The 22,263-nt window shown below is 64.4% G+C and carries 23 protein-coding genes; 6 read left to right on the forward strand and 17 right to left on the reverse strand.

The genetic code is table 11. The features are described from left to right. Positions 1 to 3 precede the first annotated feature (3 nt). Together pnp and rpsO are read right to left on the reverse strand one after the other, a co-directional pair. Positions 4 to 2,106 (reverse strand): polyribonucleotide nucleotidyltransferase, encoded by a 2,103-nt coding sequence (gene pnp / locus RTQ83_RS02460; RefSeq protein ID WP_312511029.1) that lies wholly within the window; start codon positions 2,104 to 2,106, stop codon positions 4 to 6. Positions 2,107 to 2,273: 167 nt separating this feature from the next. Next, positions 2,274 to 2,543 carry a 30S ribosomal protein S15 gene (gene rpsO / locus RTQ83_RS02465; protein ID WP_312511030.1) on the reverse strand — a complete coding sequence of 90 codons (270 nt, stop codon included), beginning with the start codon at positions 2,541 to 2,543 and terminating at the stop codon, positions 2,274 to 2,276. A 187-nt stretch (positions 2,544 to 2,730) separates the two neighbouring features. On the opposite strand from rpsO, the gene RTQ83_RS02470 reads away from it, so the two are divergent. After that, complete coding sequence (locus RTQ83_RS02470) at positions 2,731 to 3,231, forward strand: hypothetical protein (RefSeq protein ID WP_312511031.1); 501 nt, start codon at positions 2,731 to 2,733, stop codon at positions 3,229 to 3,231. A gap of 27 nt (positions 3,232 to 3,258) precedes the next feature. On the opposite strand, the gene RTQ83_RS02475 is transcribed toward RTQ83_RS02470, so the two are convergent. From RTQ83_RS02475 to RTQ83_RS02520, 10 genes are all read right to left on the reverse strand, one after another. Further along, complete coding sequence (locus RTQ83_RS02475) at positions 3,259 to 4,170, reverse strand: alpha/beta hydrolase (protein ID WP_312511032.1); 912 nt, start codon at positions 4,168 to 4,170, stop codon at positions 3,259 to 3,261. A gap of 160 nt (positions 4,171 to 4,330) precedes the next feature. Continuing rightward, entirely contained in the window at positions 4,331 to 5,179 is an 849-nt protein-coding gene (gene pssA, locus RTQ83_RS02480; RefSeq protein WP_312511034.1) for a CDP-diacylglycerol--serine O-phosphatidyltransferase, read from the reverse strand. 146 nt (positions 5,180 to 5,325) lie between these two features. Beyond that, positions 5,326 to 6,114, reverse strand: a complete 789-nt coding sequence (locus RTQ83_RS02485) for an SIMPL domain-containing protein (RefSeq protein WP_312511036.1) — start codon at positions 6,112 to 6,114, stop codon at positions 5,326 to 5,328. Between the two features lie 236 nt (positions 6,115 to 6,350). After that, entirely contained in the window at positions 6,351 to 7,367 is a 1,017-nt protein-coding gene (gene ilvC, locus RTQ83_RS02490; RefSeq protein WP_312511037.1) for a ketol-acid reductoisomerase, read from the reverse strand. Positions 7,368 to 7,480: 113 nt separating this feature from the next. Next, positions 7,481 to 7,972 carry an acetolactate synthase small subunit gene (gene ilvN, locus RTQ83_RS02495; protein ID WP_137171388.1) on the reverse strand — a complete coding sequence of 164 codons (492 nt, stop codon included), beginning with the start codon at positions 7,970 to 7,972 and terminating at the stop codon, positions 7,481 to 7,483. After that, positions 7,972 to 9,699, reverse strand: a complete 1,728-nt coding sequence (locus tag RTQ83_RS02500) for an acetolactate synthase 3 catalytic subunit (RefSeq protein ID WP_312511040.1) — start codon at positions 9,697 to 9,699, stop codon at positions 7,972 to 7,974. The genes ilvN and RTQ83_RS02500 overlap by 1 nt, the downstream gene beginning before the upstream one ends. A gap of 466 nt (positions 9,700 to 10,165) precedes the next feature. After that, positions 10,166 to 11,050 carry an ABC transporter permease gene (locus RTQ83_RS02505; protein ID WP_312511042.1) on the reverse strand — a complete coding sequence of 295 codons (885 nt, stop codon included), beginning with the start codon at positions 11,048 to 11,050 and terminating at the stop codon, positions 10,166 to 10,168. Beyond that, positions 11,047 to 11,880 carry an ABC transporter ATP-binding protein gene (locus tag RTQ83_RS02510; RefSeq protein ID WP_312511043.1) on the reverse strand — a complete coding sequence of 278 codons (834 nt, stop codon included), beginning with the start codon at positions 11,878 to 11,880 and terminating at the stop codon, positions 11,047 to 11,049. The genes RTQ83_RS02505 and RTQ83_RS02510 overlap by 4 nt, the downstream gene beginning before the upstream one ends. A 2-nt stretch (positions 11,881 to 11,882) precedes the next feature. Beyond that, positions 11,883 to 12,887: an ABC transporter substrate-binding protein gene (locus RTQ83_RS02515; RefSeq protein WP_312511044.1), complete on the reverse strand. Its 1,005-nt coding sequence runs from the start codon at positions 12,885 to 12,887 to the stop codon at positions 11,883 to 11,885. A gap of 12 nt (positions 12,888 to 12,899) precedes the next feature. Next, complete coding sequence (locus RTQ83_RS02520) at positions 12,900 to 13,775, reverse strand: TauD/TfdA family dioxygenase (RefSeq protein ID WP_312511045.1); 876 nt, start codon at positions 13,773 to 13,775, stop codon at positions 12,900 to 12,902. A gap of 212 nt (positions 13,776 to 13,987) precedes the next feature. On the opposite strand from RTQ83_RS02520, the gene RTQ83_RS02525 reads away from it, so the two are divergent. From RTQ83_RS02525 to RTQ83_RS02545, 5 genes are all read left to right on the forward strand, one after another. Next, positions 13,988 to 14,557 carry an RNA polymerase sigma factor gene (locus RTQ83_RS02525; RefSeq protein WP_312511047.1) on the forward strand — a complete coding sequence of 190 codons (570 nt, stop codon included), beginning with the start codon at positions 13,988 to 13,990 and terminating at the stop codon, positions 14,555 to 14,557. Further along, on the forward strand, positions 14,554 to 14,964 hold the full coding sequence (locus RTQ83_RS02530; protein ID WP_312511048.1) for a DUF3619 family protein: 411 nt from the start codon (positions 14,554 to 14,556) through the stop codon (positions 14,962 to 14,964). The genes RTQ83_RS02525 and RTQ83_RS02530 overlap by 4 nt, the downstream gene beginning before the upstream one ends. Then, entirely contained in the window at positions 14,961 to 15,707 is a 747-nt protein-coding gene (locus tag RTQ83_RS02535) for a DUF3106 domain-containing protein (RefSeq protein WP_312511050.1), read from the forward strand. The genes RTQ83_RS02530 and RTQ83_RS02535 overlap by 4 nt, the downstream gene beginning before the upstream one ends. Further along, a complete protein-coding gene (locus RTQ83_RS02540; protein WP_312511051.1) occupies positions 15,694 to 16,269 on the forward strand; it encodes an RDD family protein in 576 nt (191 codons plus the stop codon). Before RTQ83_RS02535 ends, RTQ83_RS02540 begins: the two co-directional genes overlap by 14 nt. Before the next feature lie 68 nt (positions 16,270 to 16,337). Then, a complete protein-coding gene (locus tag RTQ83_RS02545; RefSeq protein WP_312511052.1) occupies positions 16,338 to 17,321 on the forward strand; it encodes an SDR family oxidoreductase in 984 nt (327 codons plus the stop codon). A 52-nt stretch (positions 17,322 to 17,373) separates the two neighbouring features. Here RTQ83_RS02545 and RTQ83_RS02550 read toward each other — a convergent pair whose 3' ends face one another. From RTQ83_RS02550 to RTQ83_RS02570, 5 genes are all read right to left on the reverse strand, one after another. After that, positions 17,374 to 19,014, reverse strand: a complete 1,641-nt coding sequence (locus RTQ83_RS02550) for a choice-of-anchor I family protein (RefSeq protein WP_312511054.1) — start codon at positions 19,012 to 19,014, stop codon at positions 17,374 to 17,376. A 93-nt stretch (positions 19,015 to 19,107) separates the two neighbouring features. Next, positions 19,108 to 19,614 carry a hypothetical protein gene (locus RTQ83_RS02555; RefSeq protein WP_312511055.1) on the reverse strand — a complete coding sequence of 169 codons (507 nt, stop codon included), beginning with the start codon at positions 19,612 to 19,614 and terminating at the stop codon, positions 19,108 to 19,110. A 15-nt stretch (positions 19,615 to 19,629) separates the two neighbouring features. Beyond that, positions 19,630 to 20,328 carry an RNA pseudouridine synthase gene (locus RTQ83_RS02560; protein ID WP_312511056.1) on the reverse strand — a complete coding sequence of 233 codons (699 nt, stop codon included), beginning with the start codon at positions 20,326 to 20,328 and terminating at the stop codon, positions 19,630 to 19,632. Then, entirely contained in the window at positions 20,328 to 21,362 is a 1,035-nt protein-coding gene (gene ltaE / locus RTQ83_RS02565; protein ID WP_312511057.1) for a low-specificity L-threonine aldolase, read from the reverse strand. The genes RTQ83_RS02560 and ltaE overlap by 1 nt, the downstream gene beginning before the upstream one ends. A 5-nt stretch (positions 21,363 to 21,367) precedes the next feature. Next, a complete protein-coding gene (locus RTQ83_RS02570; protein WP_312511058.1) occupies positions 21,368 to 22,258 on the reverse strand; it encodes an SAM-dependent methyltransferase in 891 nt (296 codons plus the stop codon). Positions 22,259 to 22,263 lie beyond the last annotated feature (5 nt).

Genomic DNA, 22,263 nt, shown 5'->3' on the forward strand with positions numbered 1-22,263 from the left:
AGCTTACTGCGCTGCGCCTTCGACCGGATCGGCCGCCTTCATCGACAGCTTCAGACGACCGCGCTCGTCGGTCTCCAGCACCTTGACGCGCACTTGCTGGCCTTCTTTCAGGTAGTCGGCCACGGCGTTCACACGCTCGTTGGCGATCTGCGAGATGTGCAGCAGGCCGTCCTTGCCCGGCATGACTTGCACGATGGCGCCGAAGTCCAGCAGCTTGAGCACGGTACCGTCGTAGGTCTTGCCCACTTCGACCGATGCGGTCAGCTCTTCGATGCGGCGCTTGGCTTCCTGGCCGGCGGCGGCGTCGACCGAGGCGATGGTCACAATGCCTTCGTCGGTGATGTCGATCTGGGTGCCGGTTTCTTCGGTCAGCGCGCGGATCACGGCGCCGCCCTTGCCGATCACGTCACGGATCTTTTCCGGGTTGATGCGGATGGTGATCAGGCGCGGTGCGAAGTCCGACAGCTCGGTCTTCACGGTCGGCATGGCCTTCTGCATTTCGGCCAGGATGTGCTGGCGGCCGTCCTTGGCTTGCGCCAGTGCGACCTGCATGATTTCCTTGGTGATGCCCTGGATCTTGATGTCCATCTGCAGCGCGGTGATGCCCTGCGCGGTGCCGGCCACCTTGAAGTCCATGTCGCCCAGGTGATCTTCATCGCCCAGGATGTCGGTAAGGACCGCGAACTTGCCGCCTTCCTTGATCAGGCCCATGGCGATACCGGCCACGTGCGCTTTCATCGGCACGCCGGCGTCCATCAGTGCCAGGCAGCCGCCGCAGACCGATGCCATCGACGACGAACCGTTCGATTCGGTGATTTCCGACACCAGGCGCACCGAATAGCTGAAATCTTCCGGGTTAGGCAGCGCTGCGACCAGCGCGCGCTTGGCCAGGCGGCCATGGCCGACTTCGCGGCGCTTCGGGGTGCCCACGCGACCGGTTTCGCCGGTGGCGAACGGAGGCATGTTGTAGTGCATCATGAAGTCGTCGGTGTACTCGCCCATCAGCGCATCGATCTTCTGGCTGTCGCGTGCGGTGCCGAGGGTAGCCACGACCAGCGCCTGGGTTTCACCACGGGTGAACAGGGCCGAGCCGTGGGTGCGCGGCAGGACGCTCGAGCGGATCGAGATCGGACGCACGGTGCGCGTGTCCCGGCCGTCGATGCGTGGCTCGCCGTCCAGGATCTGCGAACGCACGATCTTGGCTTCCATGTCGAACAGGATGTTGCCGACGTCGGCAGCATCAGCGGCTTCGCCGGCGGCGGCCAGGTCGGCCATCACTTCCGACGACAGCGACTTCAGCTTCTGCTGGCGGGCCGATTTTTCGCGGGTCTGGTAGGCGTCGCGGATCTTGGCGCCGGCCAGTTCACCGACGCGCGCGATCAGCGCTTCGTTCTTTGGCGCCGGCGCCCATTCGACTTCCGGCTTGCCGCCTTCGGCGACCAGGTCGTGGATCGCATCGATCACGACTTTCATCTGGTCGTGGCCGAACACGACCGCGCCGAGCATGACTTCTTCCGACAGTTGCTGGGCTTCCGATTCCACCATCAGGACGGCGGTTTCGGTGCCGGCTACGACCAGGTCCATCTGCGAGGTCTTCAGCTCGGTGGTGGTCGGGTTCAGGATGTACTGGCCGTTCGCATAGCCGACGCGCGCTGCGCCGATCGGGCCGTTGAACGGGATGCCGGCGATGCACAGGGCAGCCGAGGCGCCGATCATCGCAGGAATGTCCGGATCGATTTCAGGGTTCACCGACAGCACGTGGATGATGACCTGGACTTCGTTCAGGTAGCCTTCCGGGAACAGCGGACGGATCGGACGGTCGATCAGGCGCGAGGTCAGGGTTTCCTTTTCCGAAGGACGGCCTTCGCGCTTGAAGAAGCCGCCCGGGATCTTGCCGGCGGCGTAGCTCTTCTCCATGTAGTCGACGGTCAGCGGGAAGAAGTCCTGGCCCGGCTTCGCGTCTTTCTTGGCAACCACAGTAGCCAGCACAACGGTGTCTTCGACCGATACCACGACGGCGCCGGAAGCCTGGCGCGCGATCTCACCCGTCTCCAGGGTGACATTGTGTTGGCCGTACTGGAAGGTTTTCGTAACTTTGTTAAACATGGGAATTCCCTTTCATTTTGCCGACAGATTTTCAGGGGCTGTCGTTCACCTCACCACCGGCCGCCGCGTCGGCGGCGACCTTGCCGCGTGAGACGGTAGAAAACAAAAATGCCCGCGTCAGTGAACTGGCGCAGGCATTTTCGTGACTAAACCGTCTGGCGCAATGATTACTTACGCAGACCCAGCTTGGCGATCAGGTCGCGGTAACGGTTCAGGTCTTTGTTCTTCAGGTAAGCCAGCAGGCTCTTACGACGGTTGACCATCATGATCAGACCGCGACGCGAGTGGTGGTCCTTCTGGTGGGCCTTGAAGTGGCCGTTCAGTTCGTTGATGCGTGCGGTCAGCAGTGCAACTTGCACTTCCGGCGAGCCGGTGTCGTTCTGGCCACGTGCATTGTCCGCGATGATCGCGGCTTTGTTGATGTTTTCTACGGTCATGATATTACCTTTCACATGCGGTGCAAGAGTCGCAACCCAGCGCACCGTGATTGATTGAATTGGCTGCCAAAATTCGACAGACCGGCAAGTATAGGGCAAAAAGCGGGCGCGAGCCAGTATTTAGCATCGCGGGCGCGGCGATTCATGGTTTTTTGGCTATGCTGGCAACACTGTCACGGATAAGCACATGAATAATATGAACAAGATTGCAATGCTGATGGCCGCCCTGCTCCTGTCCGGCTGCGCCGGGGTGATGCGCCAGGCGCCCGATCCCGGCGATCCGGCCGAGGTGGTGCAGGCCAAGATGGGCACGCCGACCGGTGTCTACCAGGATGGCGACGTGCGCGTGCTCGAGTACGCGACCGGGCCGATGGGCCAGTACACCTATATGGCGCGCCTCGGCGCCGACGGGCGGCTGCTGACCTACGAGCAGGTGCTGACCGGCGAGAAGTTCGCGACCATCAAGATCGACCAGGCGACGCACGCCGACGTGCTGCGCACGGTCGGCCGCCCGGCCGAGCGTTCGCGGGTAGCGATGAACAATTACGAGGTCTGGTCGTACCGCTACAAGGAAGCCGGGGTCTGGAATTCGCTGATGCACGTGCACTTCGACGGGCAAGGCGTGGTGCGCCAGATGCTCAACGGGCCGGATCCGATGTACGAGCCGCGCGACCGCTTCGGCTGGTGATGGTCCTGCCCCGGGCGCACTGCCCGCTCAGCGCTTGACCGCCGTGGCGGCCGTTGTGCGTCCACCGTCGCTGTGCACGAAGTCTTCCACCGCTTCCAGGCTCGGCGCCAGGCGGCGCAAGGTCTGGGACAGGGTCGCCACCAGCGTATTGTGGTTGACGCGGTCGTAATAGACCTCACGCACCGGCACCCTCGCGGCGCGCAGGCGGTCGCCCAGCACGCCGGTATTGCGCTCGGGATCGACCAGGTCGTCCTTGTTGGCCGCGATCAGCAGCGCGGGCGGCGCGCCCCTGTGCACGTGCGCCAGCGGCTGCGAGTCGGCCGGCGTATCGGGATAGTTGAACACCGGACGCGTGGTCGGGTTCTGCACCGGCAAGAAGTTATACGGCCCCGCCATGCCGATCCAGCCGCGCAGGCGTTGCGGGTCGCCGCCCTGGCGCCGCAGCCAGCGCGGATCCAGCGCCAGCATCGCCGCGTTATAGGCGCCGGCGCTATGGCCCATCAGGAAGATACGTTTCGGGTCGCCGCCGTAGGCCGCGATCTTGCGCTCGGTCCAGGCCACGGCGCGCGCACTGTCGTCGAGGAAATCGGGATAGCGCACCTGCGGATACAGGCGGTAGTCGGGAATCACCACCACGAAGCCGCGCGCCGCCAGCGCATGGCCGACGAAAGCGTAATCCTTGCGCTCCCCGCTGACCCAGTTGCCGCCGTAGAAGAACACGATCACCGGCGCGCTGTCGGCGCCGCTTTCGGGACGGTAGATGTCGAGCGTGTAGCGCGGATTGGCGCCGTAGGCGGCGCTGGTCACCGAGCGGTCGGCGCCGCTCGGCGAGACGGCGTTGACCAGCGACAGCGGCGAGCAACCGGCCACAAGGCCAGCTAGCATGGCGGTCAGGAACAGGACGGTTGCGGCGCTGGCTGCGCGGTGGAACGTTCTCATCGGGTACGATCGGAAGCTGGTCACGCCCTGAGTATATCGGGCCGGACCAAGTCATAGCGCACTTGAGCCAGAGAAATTTTTGTAGAGATGAAAGAACGGGGGCCCGGCGGGCGCCGCGAGCAGACATTATTCTCGCGGCGCACGGGATGATGAACGCGTCTCAGCGGCGTACGTCGCCGTCTTCGTCCATCGGGATGATGCTCACGCGCTTGCCCTTCGCCTTCTGCCAGACATACACGGCATAGCCGGACAAGCCATAGATCACGAAGATCGGCCACAGCACCTTGGGCGGGTCGATCGCCAGCAGCGCCAGCACCAGCGCGATCAGGAACACCGCGATGAACGGCACCGACTTCTTGAAGTTGACGTCCTTGAAGCTGTAGAACGGCACGTTCGAGACCATCGTCAGGCCGGCGAACACCGCGATACACCAGGACACCCAGTCGACCTTGCGCGCGCTGACGCTGATATCGGGGTCGGTCATCATCATGATGAAGCCGACCACCAGTGCCGCCGCAGCCGGGCTCGGCAAGCCCTGGAAGAAGCGCTTGTCGACCACTTCGATATTGGTGTTGAAGCGAGCCAGGCGCAGCGCGGCGCCGGCGCAGTAGATGAAGGCCGCGATCCAGCCCAGCTTGCCGAGGCCGCGCAGCGACCATTCATAGATCACCAGCGCCGGCGCGGCGCCGAACGAGACCATGTCGGACAGGCTGTCGTACTGGGCGCCGAATTCGGACTGGGTATTGGTCAGGCGCGCGATGCGCCCGTCCAGGCCGTCGAGCACCATGGCGATGAACACGGCCCAGCAGGCGTGCTCGAAGCGCTGGTTCATGGCCATGACGATGGCGTAGAAACCGCAGAACAGTGCGCCGGTGGTGAAGGCGTTCGGCAGCAAATAGATGCCGCGGCCGCGCTGGCGGTCTTCGGCGCGCCGCCCGAATCGCTTCAGGCGGGCAAAGCGTGGCGTCTTCGGTGCCCCTGGTGTTCTTCTTCGTGGAAAGGTTGGCATAAGCAGTCACATTCAAGTAAAGCGCCCTGGGGACATTCCCCCGCCGGGCAGGTGCCCCCATTATAGAGGCGAGGGCAATTGTTAGCTAACCAATACCCTAGCGCGACTGGCGAAGCGGTGGCGCTTACTTGAACTCGTCAGTGACCTTACTTGAACTTGACCTTGCCCACCAGGCGCATCTGCAGCGTGGTTTCGCCCGGTTCGAAGCTCGGTTCGCTCATCTGGTCGGCATTCTCGCGCTTGGCGCTCATGCGCATCATGGCCGGCGCGGCCTGGGCGTCGCCCGCGTAGTTGCCCGAGCCTTCGAAGTCGACCGTGTCGAGCACGGCTTCGCCCGGCTGGCGGCCCATGGCACGCGCGATCGAGACGATGCGCTCGTTCAGGTTTTTATAGGTGGCGGCGATGCGCTGGTCGTCCAGGCGCTTTTCCAGCTCCGGGCTCAGGCCGAAGTTGACGTTGTTGATCTGCAGAACTTTCTGGGCAGCGGCAGCGGTCTTCGGCAGCGCGGTCAGGTTGGTGGTCTTCACTTCGAGGTACTGGCCGACGCGCCATGCGATCGGCACCGGCGGTTCCTGCGGCTGGGTTGCACCACGCGCGGTTGGCTGCGGCATCGGCGGCACTTCCGGGTAGACCGGGTAGGTGTAGTAGCCCTGGGTTTTCAGCTCGGCCTTGGGATCGGCGCGGCGCACGATCTCGGTGCCCTCTTTCATCTTGCGGTTGACGCGGTCGGCGGCAGTGTTCTTGTCCTTGGCGTGCTCTTCGACGGCGAAGATGACGGTGGCCTGGTCGTTGGCGTGTTTCACTTCGCCAAAGGCCGGGACCACGACCAGGGTGCCTGCGGTGGATGGCGACGGGGTGGTCTGGGCGGTCTGGGCGTGGGCGGCGCTGAAGGCCAGAACCAGGGCTGCGGCGACAAGGGGTTTTGCGAAGGCCATTTATTATTCTCCAAGTAAGTTGCGACGAATGTCTGACTTGGTTTATACGATAGCGCCCTCGGGGCTTCTATCGGGAATTTGTAATGGACAGTTGCAAATAAGTAGCTTTTGAAATGGGTGTCTCGAATTGTCGCCATGACGGTTAACGATAAAACCGTCGTTCCGCACACGCGGAGACGACGGTTTCAGGAAGGATAATGCTGGCCGCGTGAGCACAACGCGGCCAGCAGAAAACCTTAGTTCTTCGACTGATCCACCAGCTTGTTCTTCGCAATCCACGGCATCATGCCGCGCAGCTTGGCGCCGACTTCTTCGATCGGGTGCTCGGCCGTCAGGCGGCGGCGCGAGATCAGGGTCGGGGCGCCGGCCTTGTTTTCCAGGATGAAGCTCTTGGCGTATTCGCCGGTCTGGATGTCCTTCAGGCACTGGCGCATCGCTTCCTTGGTCTGCGCGGTGACCACGCGTGGGCCGGTCACGTATTCGCCATACTCTGCGTTGTTCGAGATCGAGTAGTTCATGTTGGCGATGCCGCCTTCGTAGATCAGGTCGACGATCAGCTTGAGTTCGTGCAGGCACTCGAAGTAGGCCATTTCCGGCGCGTAGCCGGCTTCGGTCAGGGTCTCGAAGCCAGCCTTGATCAGCTCGACCGCGCCGCCGCACAGCACGGCCTGCTCGCCGAACAGGTCGGTTTCGGTTTCTTCACGGAAGTTGGTTTCGATGATGCCGGCACGGCCGCCGCCGTTGGCCATGGCGTACGACAGCGCGATGTCGCGCGCCGCACCGGATTTATCCTGGTACACGGCGACCAGGTGCGGCACGCCGCCACCCTGGGTGTAGGTGCCGCGCACGGTGTGGCCCGGCGCTTTCGGGGCGACCATGATCACGTCGAGGTCGGCGCGTGGGACCACCTGGCCGTAGTGCACGTTGAAGCCGTGGGCGAAGGCCAGCACCGCGCCCTGCTTGGCGTTCGGTTCGACGTTCTGCTTGTAGACTTCGGCGATGTTTTCGTCAGGCAGCAGGATCATGATGACGTCGGCGGCTTTCACCGCTTCGTCGACTTCGGCGACCTTCAGGCCGGCCTGCTCGACCTTGCCCCAGGAGGCGCCGCCGCGGCGCAGGCCGACGGTGACGTTGACGCCCGATTCGCTCAGGTTCTGGGCGTGGGCGTGGCCTTGCGAGCCGTAACCGATGATGGCGACGTTCTTGCCTTTGATGAGGGAGAGGTCGCAGTCTTTGTCGTAGAAAACTTTCATTTTGGGTGTCCTGTGATTTGAGTATCGTTATGGTGTGCGGGCGTAACGCGTCGGCGGCAGAGTGCGGGGCCGCCTAGGCCAATCCTACGTCCAATTAATTTTTGTGGTGCCGGTCAGACTTTCAGGATGCGTTCGCCGCGGCCGATGCCGGAGCCGCCGGTGCGGACCGTTTCCAGGATCGAGGCGCGGTCGATCGAATCGATGAAAGCATCGAGTTTCGATTTGGCGCCGGTCAGCTCGATCGTGTAGGTCTTTTCGGTGACGTCGATGATGCGGCCGCGGAAGATGTCGGCGGTGCGCTTCATTTCTTCACGTTCTTTGCCCACGGCGCGCACCTTAATCAGCATGAGCTCGCGCTCGATGTGCTGGCCTTCGGTCAGGTCCACCACTTTCACCACCTCGATCAGGCGGTTCAGGTGCTTGGTGATCTGCTCGATGATGTCGTCCGAGCCGGAGGTGACGATCGTCATGCGCGACAGGGTCGCGTCTTCGGTCGGGGCCACCGTCAGCGTTTCGATGTTGTAGCCGCGCGCCGAGAACAGGCCGACCACGCGCGACAGCGCGCCGGCTTCGTTTTCGATGAGGACAGAGATGATATGGCGCATCACAGATCCTCCGAACCGAGCAGCATTTCATTCAGGCCACGGCCCGCCTTGACCATCGGCCACACGTTCTCGCTCTGGTCGGTGATGAAGTTCATGAACACCAGGCGGTCCTTCATGGCGAAGGCTTCGCGCAGCGAGCCCTCGACATCGCCCGGCTTTTCGATGCGCATGCCGACGTGGCCATAGGCCTCGGCCAGCTTTTCGAAGTCCGGCAGCGAATCCATGTACGACTCCGAGTAGCGCGAGCCGTAGTCGATCTGCTGCCACTGGCGCACCATGCCCAGGAAGCGGTTGTTCAGGAGGATGATCTTCGGCGTCAGGTGATACTGCTTGCAGGTGGCCAGCTCCTGGATGCACATCTGGATCGAGCCTTCGCCGGTAACGCAGGCAACCGTCGCATCCGGATTGGCCATCTGCACGCCCATCGCGAACGGCAGGCCGACGCCCATCGTCCCCAGGCCGCCGGAATTGATCCAGCGCCGCGGCTTGTCGAACGGGTAGTACTGGGCCGCCCACATCTGGTGCTGGCCGACGTCCGAAGTGATGAAGGCGTCGCCGTCGGTCACGCGGTGCAATTGCTCGATCACGGATTGCGGCTTAATCAGCGTGTCGGAACCGGCGTATTTAAGACAGTCGCGGCCGCGCCATTCGTCGATCTGCTTCCACCAGCCTTGCAGCGCTTGTGCGTTCGGCTGCACGTTGCCGGCTTCCAGCTGCGACAGCAGTTCGACCAGCACATCCTTGACGTTGCCGACGATCGGGATGTCGACTTTGACGCGCTTGGAGATCGACGACGGGTCGATGTCGATGTGGATGATCTTGCGTGGATGCGAAGCGAAGTGCTTCGGGTTGCCGATCACGCGGTCGTCGAAACGGGCGCCGATGGCGATCAGGACGTCGCAGTGCTGCATCGCCATGTTCGCTTCATAGGTCCCGTGCATGCCGGGCATGCCGACGAAGTGCGGGCTCGACGAACGCGAGGCGCCCAGGCCCATCAGCGTATTCGTGATCGGGAAGCCGAGCTTGTCGACCATGCGGTTGAGCTCGTTCGAGGCATTGGCTAGGATCACGCCGCCGCCGGCATAGATCATCGGCCGCTCGGCGTTCTGCAGCAGCGCCACCGCCTTGCGGATCTGGCCGGCATGGCCCTTGTCCACCGGGCGATACGAGCGCATCTCGATCTCGCGCGGGTATTCGTACAGGCACTTGTTGACCGTGATGTCCTTCGGGATATCGACCAGCACGGGACCGGGACGGCCGGTGCGGGCGATGAAGAAGGCCTTCTTGATGGTCGATGCCAGTTCGCGCACGTCCTTGACCAGGAAGTTGTGCTTGACCACGGGGCGGGTGATGCCGACGGTGTCGCATTCCTGGAACGCATCCTGACCGATCGCGTGGCTCGGCACCTGGCCCGAGATCACGACCATCGGCACTGAATCCATATAGGCGGTGGACAGACCCGTGACGGCATTGGTGACGCCCGGACCGGACGTGACGATGGCGACGCCGACGGTTTGCGAGCTGCGCGAATAAGCGTCGGCGGCATGCACCGCGGCCTGTTCGTGGCGGACCAGGACGTGCTGGAATTTATCCTGATTAAAGATGGCGTCGTAGATATAGAGGACCGCGCCGCCCGGATAACCGAAGACGTGCTTGACGCCCTCTTCCGCGAGACAACGCACCACTATTTCAGCGCCCGTGATGGGGACGGCTGAATCGTTACTCATGTTCATTCCTTTCAAGACCCAGAGGGAGATTGATCGGATGCCCGTTCCTAACGATATGCGTCGTGCACTACCACCCCTCAGGCTTCCCTTCTTTCTGCGTGCACGTCAATGTTTCAGGACGCCGTAGGGTCCTTACGCACTGGCGCTGGGCGCAACTCGTTCAGCGTGAGTGTTTGTAGTGGACGGTCGCATCTCTCGCGCTTGTGGCGCGGGTCGGAGCAAACTGCCTACAAATGAAAGCGTGTCACAACCGGGCCAGGCCTTGTGTGCCGGGTCCAGATGACGTGGTTGCCTTGGGGGTGCAAAGCGTGGGGAACACCATACCGCGCCGCACCATTTTGGTCAAGAAGGAAAGATATAAATCGCCGCAAGCCCAAAATTGGTGCAACAAATTTGGCTGCGTGTCGGTAATCTGCGTGTTTTTTGCTCTGGCAAGGTTGGCTGCTCCGCCGCCAACCTTGCAATATCAGCGCTGCATGCCCCAGCGCCGCACCGTCACCCGCTCCAGCGTCTGGAACACGAAGTGCTCGATCGCCAAGCCAATCAGGATCACGGTCGCCAGCCCAGCGAACACCTTGTCGGTGAACAGCTCATTGCGGCTCTGGAAGATATACCACCCCAGCCCGCCCTGACCCGAGGTACTGCCGAACACCAGTTCGGCCGCAATCAGCGTGCGCCAGGCAAACGCCCAGCCGATCTTCAGCCCCGACAGGATCGACGGCAGTGCCGCCGGGATCAGGATCTGCAACACCATCCGCAATCCACCGAGCCCATAGTTGCGGCCAGCCATGCGCAGCGTCTCGGGCACGGCGCGGAAACCCGCACTGGCGTTGAGCGTCAGTGGCCACACCACCGAGTGCACCAGCACCATCAGCAGACTGCCCTTACCCAGCCCGAACCACAGCAGCGCCAGCGGCAGCAGCGCGATCGCTGGCAGTGGATTGAACATCGACGTTAGCGTATCGATCAGCTCGCGCCCGAGCCGGCTCGACACCGCGAGCCAGGTCAGCAGGAACGATGCGCCCACGCCGAGCAGGAAGCCCTGAGTCAGCACCGCCAGCGACACCGCCACGAACCCGACCAATTCGCCTGAACGCACTCCTTCGACGAAGGCCTGCGCGGTCTGCCACGCACCAGGCAGCAGCAGATCGTTGCCGAACCAGCGCGCCGCCGCTTCCCACAGCACGGCGATCACGAGCAGGATGGCCGGCTTGCGCAACCAGCCCAGATTGTTCAACGGCGACGAGCGCGGTCGTACGCCGTTCGCGGTCTGAATGGCGCCGGCGCCGGCAACCGGACGCAACGGCAATACGTATTCAGGCCGGATCGGCGGTTCACGCAGCGCCGTCATGGCAGCACCGCCGCGACAGGCTCGACCGCCGGCTGCGCCTGCTCAGTGCCGAACAGCAGGTCATGGATACGCTGGGTCGCCGCCTGAAACTCCTGGCTACCGGCGCTGCTCAAACTGAACTGCTGACTATTGAGTTCCGCCCGCACCCGCCCCGGATGCGGCGACAGCAGCAAAATGCGGTTGCCCACCACCAGCGCCTCCTCGATCGAATGGGTCACGAACAGCATCGTGAAGCCGATTTCATCCCACAGCGATTGCAGCTCTTCCTGCATGCTGCGCCGGGTCAGCGCGTCGAGCGCGGCGAACGGCTCGTCCATCAGCAGCACCGACGGCTGCATCGCCAGCGCGCGGGCGATCGCCACGCGCGCCTTCATGCCGCCCGACAGCGTATGCGGATACGCGTCGGCAAAACGTGCCAGCCCGACCTTGCCCAGCCAGTGGCGGGCGCGCTGGTCCGCGTCGGTCCGCTTGATTCCGCTCGCCAGCATCGGAAACATCACGTTCTGCTTCACCGTCTTCCACGGCGGCAGCTGGTCGAATTCCTGGAACACGGCGATGCGGTCCGGTCCCGGCCCGGTAATCGGCTTGCCGGCCAGGCTCAGACTGCCGGCGCGCGGCTGAATGAAGCCACCGACGGCTTTCAACAGCGTCGACTTGCCGCAGCCCGACGGCCCCAGCAGCACGAAGCGGTCGCCGCGCCAGACTTCGAAGCTGGCATCGTCCAGCGCCCGCACCACGCCGCGCTCGCTTGCGTATTCCAGCGTCACATGCTCGGCGCGCAACAACGGTTCGTTCGGCACCAGGTTCAATGGGGTCAACACCGGACTCATGATCAGCTCCCCGAAGCGATGGCGGGATGGACGAAGAAATAATCTTTCCAGCTGGCCGGCTTGTTGCGGATCGCGCCCACCTGGTGCAGGAACTGGGCCAGGCCCAGCGTGTTCTGCGGCGCCACCCGGAACTGCACCTTCGGATCCTTGATAATCTTCAGCAGCAGCGCGCGGTCGGTATTGCCCTTGTTCACGCGCAGATAGCTGTCGGTCGCGCTTTCCGGATTAGCGGCAACGATCTGCGCCGCTTCCACCAGCGCGTCGAGGAAGGCGCGATAGGTCTTTGGATTCTCTTTCACATACTTTTCGGTCGCATACAGCACCGTGCTTGATGCCGGCCCACCCAACACTTCATAGGAATCGAGCACGACGTGCGCGTTGGGGTTGCCGGCCAGTTCCTGCTCCTGAAACGGCGGCCCGCCGAAGTGCCCGTTCAGCTCGGTCTTGCCGGCAATTAGCGCGGCGGCAGCATCGGGATGCGGCACGGTCTGGGTGATCGGATCAAGCTTCTTGAACTGCGCCACGCCCCACTGCTTGGCGGCCGCCATCTGCAGGATGCGCGCCTGCACCGACACCGTCACCGCCGGCAGCGCGATACGGTCCTTGGGCCCGAAGTCGGCAATGCTCTTCACCGCTAGATTGGTACTGACCAGGTAGTAGGGGAAGCTGCCCAGTGAGGCCACGCCGCGCACGTTCTGCCGTCCCTTGGTGCGGTCCCAGATCGTCATCAGCGGTCCGACGCCAGCCCCGGCGATGTCGATCGAGCCGGACAGCAGAGCATCGTTGATCACCGCGCCACCGGACAATTTAACCCAGTCGACGTCGATATCGACGCCCTGCTTCTTGCCGTGTTTTTCGATCAGCTTCTGGTCCTGCGCAACGTTCAGCAGCAGGTAGACGATGCCGAACTGCTCGGCGATGCGGATCTTGCCTTCGGCCTGCGCGCTCGACGAAAACGCGAGCGCCAGCGCCGCGCCGATGGCGGCCAATTTCTTAATGGTGGTCATAGAGTCCCTTGGTCAGAATGGCACGTCGCCCGCGATCGTGGTGCGGTACAGCTTGCGGCGCAAATGGTCCGGGCAGCCGGCCGCCAGGTGCATCAGCGAGCGGTTGTCCCAGAACACCATGTCGTGCGGCTTCCATTGGTGACGGTAGATGAACTCGGGACGGGTGCTGTGCTGGAACAGCGCGTCGAGCAGTTCGCGGCTGCGCGCCTCCGGCACGCCGAGAATGCGGGTCGTGAAATGCTCGCTAACGAACAGCGCGCGGCGCCCGGTCTCGGGGTGGGTGCGTACCACCGGTTGGCGTACCGGTTTGACTTCGTCGATCTGGGCCTGGGTCAGTTTCGGGCGCCACGGGTTGCGCTGGCGCAGGTACTCATAGCGCGCCAGGTACCAGTGCTCGGCCAGCAGGCTGTCGATTTCCTGCTTGAGGTCGTCGGGCAGCGTATCGTAGGCCGTGTGCTGGTTGGCGAACAGCGTGTCACCGCCCTCACTCGGCAATTCCTGGGCGTGCAGCATCGAACCCAGGCTCGGCGTTTCTTTATAGGACAGGTCGGAATGCCACAGATGGCCGGCGTCGCCCAGGCCGATCGGCTCGCCGTTCTCGCGGATATTCGAGATGATCAGCACTTCGGGCTGCTCGGGCAGCTGAAACTGGCGCAGCACGTGAATCTGCAGCTCGCCGAAGCGGCGGCTGAATTCCACCTGCTGGGCCGGCGTAATGCGTTGGTCGCGGAACACCAGCACGTGGTGGTCGAGGTGGGCCTGGTGCAGGCGCCGGAAGTCGTCGCCGCCGAGCGGGCGCGACAGGTCGAGGCCGAGCACTTCGGCGCCGAGCGCGGCGCCGGCGAAAGGCTGGATGTCGAAATCCTGGTGGATCGAATCGAGAGGCATGGTGGCAGTCTGGCTATGGTCGTGTTGGCAGAGTACCCACGCCCCGCGGCCTTGGAAACGAACGAATTCGCCTATCGTCATGCGCTTTTTGCAGCGCCCTCCTTGCGGACCGGTTCGGCAGTGCCTGAGCGATTCCGGTGCAGCCCCCGGCGTTTTTTGCTACGATTCGACAGTTTTCCTTAAAGCACGAAACGCGCGCTTCCCTCAACCGCATGGCCACAGACAAAGAACTCAACGACTTCCTGGCGAATGTCGAACGGCGCGCGTTCAAGCAGGCGGTGTATGCGGTGCGCAAGGACGAGTCGGCACTGGACATCGTGCAGGACGCCATGATCAAGCTGGCCGAGAAATATGGCGACAAGCCGGCCGCTGAACTGCCGATGCTGTTCCAGCGCATCCTGCAGACCACCATCCTCGACTACTTCCGCCGCGAAAAGGTGCGCAACACCTGGGTCAGCCTGTTTTCGGGCTTCCGCCGCGGCGAGGATGAGGATAACGACTTTGATATACTTGCCTCATACGAGGCCGAGGAAGGTTCGGCCGCCGCAGAATCGACCGCGGATCAGCTTGAGCGCGCACAAACCTTGCGCGTGATCGACGAAGAAGTACAAAAGCTCCCCGCGCGTCAACGGGAAGCCTTCCTCATGCGTTACTGGCAGGATATGGACGTGGCCGAGACGGCCGAAGCGATGGGATGCTCCGAGGGCAGCGTCAAAACACATTGCTCGCGAGCCACCCACGCCCTCGCCGAAGCGCTCAAGGCCAAGGGAATCACATTATGAACACTGACGACATCAACCTGGCGTACAAGATCCGCCACGCGCTGGACGAACAGCTCGACACGCTGCCGGCCTCGACCACTGACCGGCTGGCCGCCGCGCGCGCGGCCGCGCTCGCGCGCAAGAAGCCGGAACCGGTGCGCAGGACCGGCCTGGCCGGCATGGCGGCCCGCATTGCCACCCGTTGTAGCGCCCTGCTCAGCGGCCCGGCAACGTCGCGCCTGGCGATCGCGGTGCCGCTGCTGGCGCTGGTGATCGGCTTCGGCGGCGTGTACCAGCACGAGCAGCAGCAACAGATTGCCGAACTGGCCGAACTCGACGCCGCCGTACTGGCCGACGAACTGCCGCTGACCGCCTACCTCGATCCCGGCTTCAACGCCTACCTGGAGTCGCAGCAGCGCCGGCAATGACCAAGAAGACCGTGTCGAAGTCCCGCTTTCCCGTGTTGCGGACGGTGGCCGGCGTGCTGGCCGCCGGCGCCATCGCCTGGGTGATCGTCGAGCGCTTCGATACGCCGGCCGTACTGCCGACCGTGGCCGACGCCGCCAGCAATGCGCGTGCGCTGCCCAAGACCCTCGACAAGCCCCTGTGGCGCGACCTGAGCAGCAGCCAGCAGGTGGCGCTGGCTCCGCTCGAGCCGCAGTGGGACCGGATGGAAGGACTGCGCAAGCGCAAGTGGATCGAGATGTCCGCCAAGTTTGCTTCGATGCCGCCATCCGAGCAGCAGCGCGTGCACGAACGCATGCGCCAGTGGATGCGCCTGACGCCGGAACAGCGCGAACGCGCGCGCGAAAACTTCAGCAAGACCAACCGGCTGGCGGGCGACAAGTCCGCCGACTGGGAAAACTACAAGCAATTGTCGGCCGACGAGAAGCGCAACCTGGCGCGCGCCGCTGCCGCACGCAAGCCGGCGCCGGTGGCGCTGCCGCCGGAAGCGCCGGCCATCATCACGCCGATGCCGTGCCCGCCGAACACCACGCGCCGCGGCGCCGAATGCATCGTGATCGGCGCGCCGGAGGCAGCACCGGCGCCCGCCGCGACCGCTGCCACGCCACCGGCTGCCGGCGCTCCGGCAACTGCACCGGCGCCCGCGCCGGCCGCTCCGGCCGCCGCCCCCTCTCCCGCAGCCCAGGCCGCGAATGCGAGCAACTAAGCCGGCCGCCCTCCACGACGCCCGCCAGCCGGCAGCCGGCGCGCCCACGCCCGCCACGCCAACACTCAAGCGCCGCCTGACGGCGATGCTCTACGAATTCTTCCTGCTGTTCGCCGTCGAGATGCTGGCGGTGCTGCTGTACATCCTGGCCACCGGCAACCGGCAGGAAGCACCGTTCCAGACCGGCCTGAAACTGTTCCTGTTCATCGTCACCGGCGCCTATTTCACGTGGAGCTGGACCAATACCGGCCACACGCTGGCGATGAAGACCTGGCGCATCCAGGTGGTCAAACCCGGCCACGCACGCCTGCCGTGGAGCACGGCGATCGCGCGCTACCTGCTGGCCTGGGGCTGGTTCGCACCGGCACTGATCGTGTGCGCCGTGTTCGGCCTGCATGCCAGGGGCGAGATCGCGATCGCGCTGGCGATCGGTGTCGTAGCGTGGTCGCTCACCGCCCTGTTTGATCGCGACCGCCAGTTCCTGCATGACCGCTTGGCCGGCACCCGTCTGGTCGCCCTGCCGAAACCGGCCCTACGTTTCCGCGCGGAACACGAAAACTAGACTTGTCCAAATACTGAAATAATCGTTGAGAAGGAAGCACATTCCCAACCATTTCAGAAAGGATGAACATGAAATATCCAACACGCCGCATCGTGATCATGGGCGCATCGAGCGGCATCGGCGCCGCCACCGCCATCGCCTTCGCCCGCCAGGGCGCGCAGCTGGTACTGGGCGCGCGCGGCAAGGAAGGCCTGGAAGACGTCGCCTGGCGCTGCCGCCAGGCCGGCGGCACGGCCGAGATCAAGGTGGTCGACGCCACCGACGCCGACGCGGTCGCGTCGTTCGCCAAGTTCGCGCGCCGTACGCTGGGCGAGATCGACCTGTGGTTCAGCAACGTCGGCGCGGGCGTGGTCGGCAAGTATGCTGACGTGCCGCTGGCCGACCATCACCGCGTCATCGAGACCAACCTGATCACGCACATGAACGATGCGCACGCGGTGATGCCGATCTTCCTGGAGCAGGACCACGGCATCTGGGTCAACATGATCTCGGCCGGCGGCTTCGTCGCTTCGCCTTACGCTGCGGCCTACTCGGCCAGCAAGTTCGGCCTGCGCGGCTTCAGCGAAGCGCTGCGCGCCGAAGTGGGCAACAAGCGCCACATCCACGTGTGCGACGTGTATCCGCTGTTCGTCGACACGCCCGGCTTCAAGCACGCCGCCAACTACACCGGCGCGCGCATGAAGTTCCCGCCCGGCGTGCTGGCGCCGGAAGCGGTGGCAGATGCCGTCGTCGACCTGGCGCGCCGTCCGCGTGCCACCACCGCCGTGGGCGCGCCGGCCAGTATGCTCAAGTTGAGCGAGTTCGCCACGCCGCACCTGGCCGCCGCCGGCATGAACCGCTTCCTGAGCATATGGTCGAAGAAGGCCAAGCGCGTGCCGATCACCGAAGGCGCACTGTACGATCCGACGCCGCGCGCCGATGGCTTGTACAGCGGCCAGCGCCAGCCGCGCAGCAGGGTCGGCGGCAAGTCCGGCAGCAACAAAGGCTTGATGGTCGGCGCAGCGGTGGTCGCCGCCGCCTTCGGTCTGCAGATGCTGCGCAAGCGCAGCTGATGTTGGAAGGCGGCGTCCGGGCATGCACCCGGTACGCCGCCTGGGACGGCGCTTACTGGAAGCTCAGGTTGATCTGCATGATCGCCGTCGTACCGCTCACCTCATTGCCCACCACCAGCAGCGGCTTGTTGTTCGGCGACTTGTTGGCCGGGATCAGGGTCAGGCCTTCCGGACCCAGGTCGCCCTTGTCGCCATCGCGCGTGTTCAGGTAAGTCACGAACGACGCCGCGGTCGGCTTGGTCACGTCGTACACCATCACCCCGCCCACGCGTTCCAGGCCGATGAAGGCATAGGTTTTGTTGCCGAACTTGCCGACCACGACGCCTTCCGGCTCCGGACCTTTCGAGGCGCTACGGCCATCGAGGTCGTTGTTGTCGTTGCTGGCGTTGAACTTCACGTTCGGCAGTGCCTTGGTGCGCTGTTCGAATTCGTCGCCCGAATCGTAGACGCGGGTGATGTCGGTGTTCCAGATCGAGAACGAGCGGCCGCCGAACGAATACAGTTCGGTGCATTGTCCCGCCGCGTTTTTGCCGGTGTTGGCGCCGTTCGGCGAAGTGGTCACGCGCAGGCGGCCCAGGTTCGAATCGAGGATCAGGTTGGCCGCGTCCGGGAACACGGACGGGTCCAGGCCCGCCGTGCAGTGGGCGCGCACGCGCGTCTCTTCGTTGAAGCCCGGCCAGTCGGCGCGGGCGTCGCCCTCATTCGCGGTGATCAGGTAGCGCACGCCGTCCACGCTGTAGCTGGCGATGGCGTCCGGCAGGTACATGCCCTTCACCGGCTGCGGCGCGATCTTCACCAGCGGCGTGCCGCTGTTGGTGTTGGTGCCGCCGTCTTCGTCCGATGCATCCATCCCCATGCCGGCCACGTTGTGGTTCTTGAAGCCAAGCGGCTTGACCGACGTGATCTTGGCCGAGGCGACGTCGATGGTGGCGATCGCATTGTTTTCCTGCAGCGTGGCCCAGGCGGTGCGGCCGTCGTCGCTGACGGTGATGTATTCCGGCTCGAAGTCCTGGGCCGCGCTGGCGCCCGGTCCAAAGATGCGGATGCCCTGCGCGCGCAGCGCCGCTTCCTGGCCGTTGAAGCCCTTGAAGTCGGCAGTGGCGACGCTCGGCGTACCACCACGGTTGACGGTGATGATGCTGATCGAGCCTTCCGGATCGATCGAGTCAGGCAGGCCGTAGCTGTTCGGCTCACCTTCGTTGGCCACCAGCACCTTGCTGCCGTCCGGCGTGAACACCAGCATGTCGGGCAACGCGCCTACTTTCACGCTGTTGACCAGCTTCAGGTCGGCCGCGTTGTAGAAGGCCACGGTGCCCGGGCTGGTCTTGGGCGACGCTTCGATCGCCAGCGCCACCAGGCCGTCGTGCACGGCGACGCTGTTGACGGCCGCGCCCATGCTGCTCACGCTGATGGTGCCGACGCGCTTCGGTGCAGACGGCGTGGCCAGGTCCAGCACGTCCACGGTGCCGTTCGCGCCGTTGACCACGAACAGGCGCTTGCTGGCCGCGTCATAAGCCGTGATCTCGGCCGCGCCGACCGCGCCGCCATCGAAGCTGCCGATCTTTTCCATCGACAGCGTGGTCGGGGTCGGATCCTCGTCATCGTCGCCGCCGCAGGCGGTAAGAAGGCAGGCCAGCGCGATGGCGCTCAGCATGGGGAGGAATTTGGAAGGGGTGGCGAAGCGTTGCGGCATGGTTGTCGGTTTTCCAAGGATGAAAAATCGACAGCATAGGGAGGAAACATGACAGCGATATGACTCACGCTACCGCTGTCACAAATCGGATGCTCAAGCCTGGCCGAGCGCGCGCTGCATCACCTTGCGCGGCCACGGCAGCAGCTGGAACAGGATGCCGCACACGAGCGCCGGCAGGATGAACAGCTCGATCACCATGTAGGCGCGGATGATCTTCCACGGGTCCGGGTTGTTCGGGTCCATTGCGCCCAGCAGCGAACCATAGGAATTGCGCGCGATGTACAGCGTGGCGGCCGTCATCGCCAGGCCGCACAGCAGCGAGGCCACGGCGCCGAGCACCACCCTTGCACGCTGCGTGCCCAGGCGCCGGCGCAGCGATTCCAGGCGCAGCGCGATCGCCATCAGCACGCCATGCGCCAGCCCGAGCGCCGCCGCGATCAGGGCGCCGAAACAGATCGCGGCCAAGAAGAACGCCGGCATGATCTCGAAGCGGCCCTTGGTGAACAGGGTGGCAAGAGTGAATTCGAGCGCCGGCACCAGCGGTCCGAAGATGATGAAGAACAGGACGCTGGTGGCGATGATGCGGAAGTTGCTGGGCATGGACTACTTGAAAAATTAAAAACGCTCGACGTTGGCCAGGTGACGCCAGCTGCCAACCGGCAGGCTGCCCATCGAGATGCGGCCGATACGCAGGCGCCGCATCGACACCACCGACAGGCCGACGTCGCCCAGCAGGCGCGCGATCTGGCCGCGCTGGATGTTCTTCCCGGCGATGCGCAGACGCGCCTCGTTCTGCCAGCTGGCGCGGAACATGCGGTTGAGTTTATCCAGGCCGCCCTCGGCAATGCTGCCGCTGACTTCGACCACGTATTCGTATTCGTTGCGCGGCGCGTCTTCGACGAGTTTACGCATGACGCGCCAGTCCTGGCTGAACACGACCAGGCCCGAGGCCATGTCTTCCAGCGGCGTCGCGGCCTGCAGCTTGAACAGGTGGCGGCGCAGGAATGGCTTGCCGCGGCCGTTGTCCAGTTGCTGGTTGTCGGCGCCGATGCTGGCCAACGCGGCATCCATGCTCATTCCCGCCGGCTTGTGCAGCAGAATCGTCACCGGCTCCGGCTCCACCGGGGTGGCGCCGGGCAGCAGCACGACCGCCTGCTCCGGCGTGACGCGGCTGGCCGGATCCTCGGCCACCTCGCCATCGACGCTGACCCAGCCGCCGGCGATGTAGCGCTCGGCCTCGGCGCGCGAGCACGCCGCCACTTCGGCGACGCGCTTGGCCAAGCGGATACCGTCTTCTTTCGTTGCGTCAGTCATCAAGCGCGCCAGTCCGAAAAGAAGGTGCTGAACACGTCGACCGTATGCGCGACGTCGGCAGCCGAGATGTCGAGGTGGGTCACCAGGCGCATCTTCGGTCCGACCGTGGCGCGGATGCCTGCGCGCTCGAGCGCCTGGCGCAGCGGTGCGCAGGCGGCGGCCGGCACGTCCATCCAGAAGATGTTGGTCTGTGGCGTGGTGACCTTCAGCTGTTCGATTTTCGAGAGCCCACGCGCCAGTTCGGCCGCGTTGTCATGGTCCTGCGCCAGCAGCGCCACGTTGTGCTCGAGCGCGTAGTGCGCGGCAGCGGCGATCACGCCGGCCTGGCGCATGCCGCCGCCCAGCATCTTGCGCCAGCGCTTGCCCTGCTCGATGAACGCTTTTGGTCCCAGCAGCACCGAACCGACCGGCGCGCCCAGGCCTTTCGACAGGCACACCGAGACGGTATCGAACCCTTTGACCGCATCGCGCAGGCTGATGCCCTGCTTGACGGCGGCATTGCAGATGCGCGCGCCGTCCAGGTGGGTGGCCAGGCCCTTGCTGTGCGCGAGGCTGGTCGCAGCAGCCACGTACTCTTGCGACAGCACGCGTCCGCCGATGGTGTTTTCCAGCGCCAGCAGGCGGGTGCGCGCGAAGTGCATGTCGTCGGGCTTGATGTAAGTCTCGATGTCTGCCAGCGCGATCGAGCCGTCCGCCTGGTTGATGATCGGCTGCGGCTGGATGCTGCCCAGCACCGCAGCGCCGCCGCCTTCGTACTTGTAGGTGTGCGCTTCCTGGCCGACCAGGTACTCGTCGCCGCGGCCGCAATGGGTCATCAGCGCGATCAGGTTGGTCTGGGTGCCGCTCGGCGCGAACATGCCGGCCTCGAAGCCGAACAGGTCGGCCGCGTAGTCCTGCAGGCGGTTGACGGTCGGGTCGTCGCCGTACACGTCGTCACCGACATCGGCTGCCACCATGGTGGCGCGCATCGCGGCGCTGGGCTGGGTGACGGTGTCGCTGCGCAGGTCGATCCAGCGCTGTTGAGTTTCACTCATTCGGTTTACTCCGTGGTCTCGGCGTGCGGGGTATAGAAGCGGTGCTGCATTTCTTCCAGCCCGACTTCGCGCAGCACTTCGTGCAGGCGTTCGGCCGGACGGCGGCGCGGCAGGTTTTTATAGGTGGCGACGATCAGCTCGTTCTTCATCGAGTGCTCCCAGCCCACCAGTTCGGTGACGGTGACCTGGTAGCCGTGCGCCTCGAGCTGCAGGCAGCGCAGCACGTTGGTGATCTGGCTGCCGAATTCGCGGGTGTGGATCGGGTGGCGCCAGATCTCGGTCAGCGCACTGCGGCCCAGGTCCTTGCCCTTGTTCTTGCGCAGCACCGACGCGACTTCAGCCTGGCAGCACGGCACCAGCACCATGTGCTTGGCTTGCTTCTTCAGGGCGAAGTCGATGGCGTCGTCAGTGGCGGTGTTACAGGCATGCAGCGCGGTGACGATGTCGATCTGTTCCGGCAGCTGGTTCGAGGTGGTCGATTCGGCCACCGACAGCGGCAGGAAGGACATGCCCTTGAAGCCCAGGCGCGCCGCCAGCTCGGTCGATTTGGCGACCAGTTCTTCGCGCGTCTCGATGCCGTAGATATGCGAGCCTTCGCCGTGCTCCTTGACGAACAGGTCGTACAGGATGAAGCCGAGGTAGGACTTGCCGGCGCCGTGGTCGACCAGCGACACGCTGCCCTTGGCGTCCTGCACGTCGCGCAGCAGCGGCTCGATGAAGTTGTACAGGTGGTAGACCTGCTTCAGCTTGCGGCGGCTGTCCTGGTTCAACTTGCCGTCGCGCGTCAGGATGTGCAGCTCCTTGAGCAGCTCGATCGACTGGCCCGGGCGGACGTCCGGCGGCAGTTCAGGTGCGGCCGGGGCCGGGGATTTCTTGGCGTGGTCGGCGCGCTTCATCGGGA

It is taken from the genome of Massilia sp., from assembly GCF_031995545.1.
Lineage (GTDB): Bacteria > Pseudomonadota > Gammaproteobacteria > Burkholderiales > Burkholderiaceae_D > Telluria.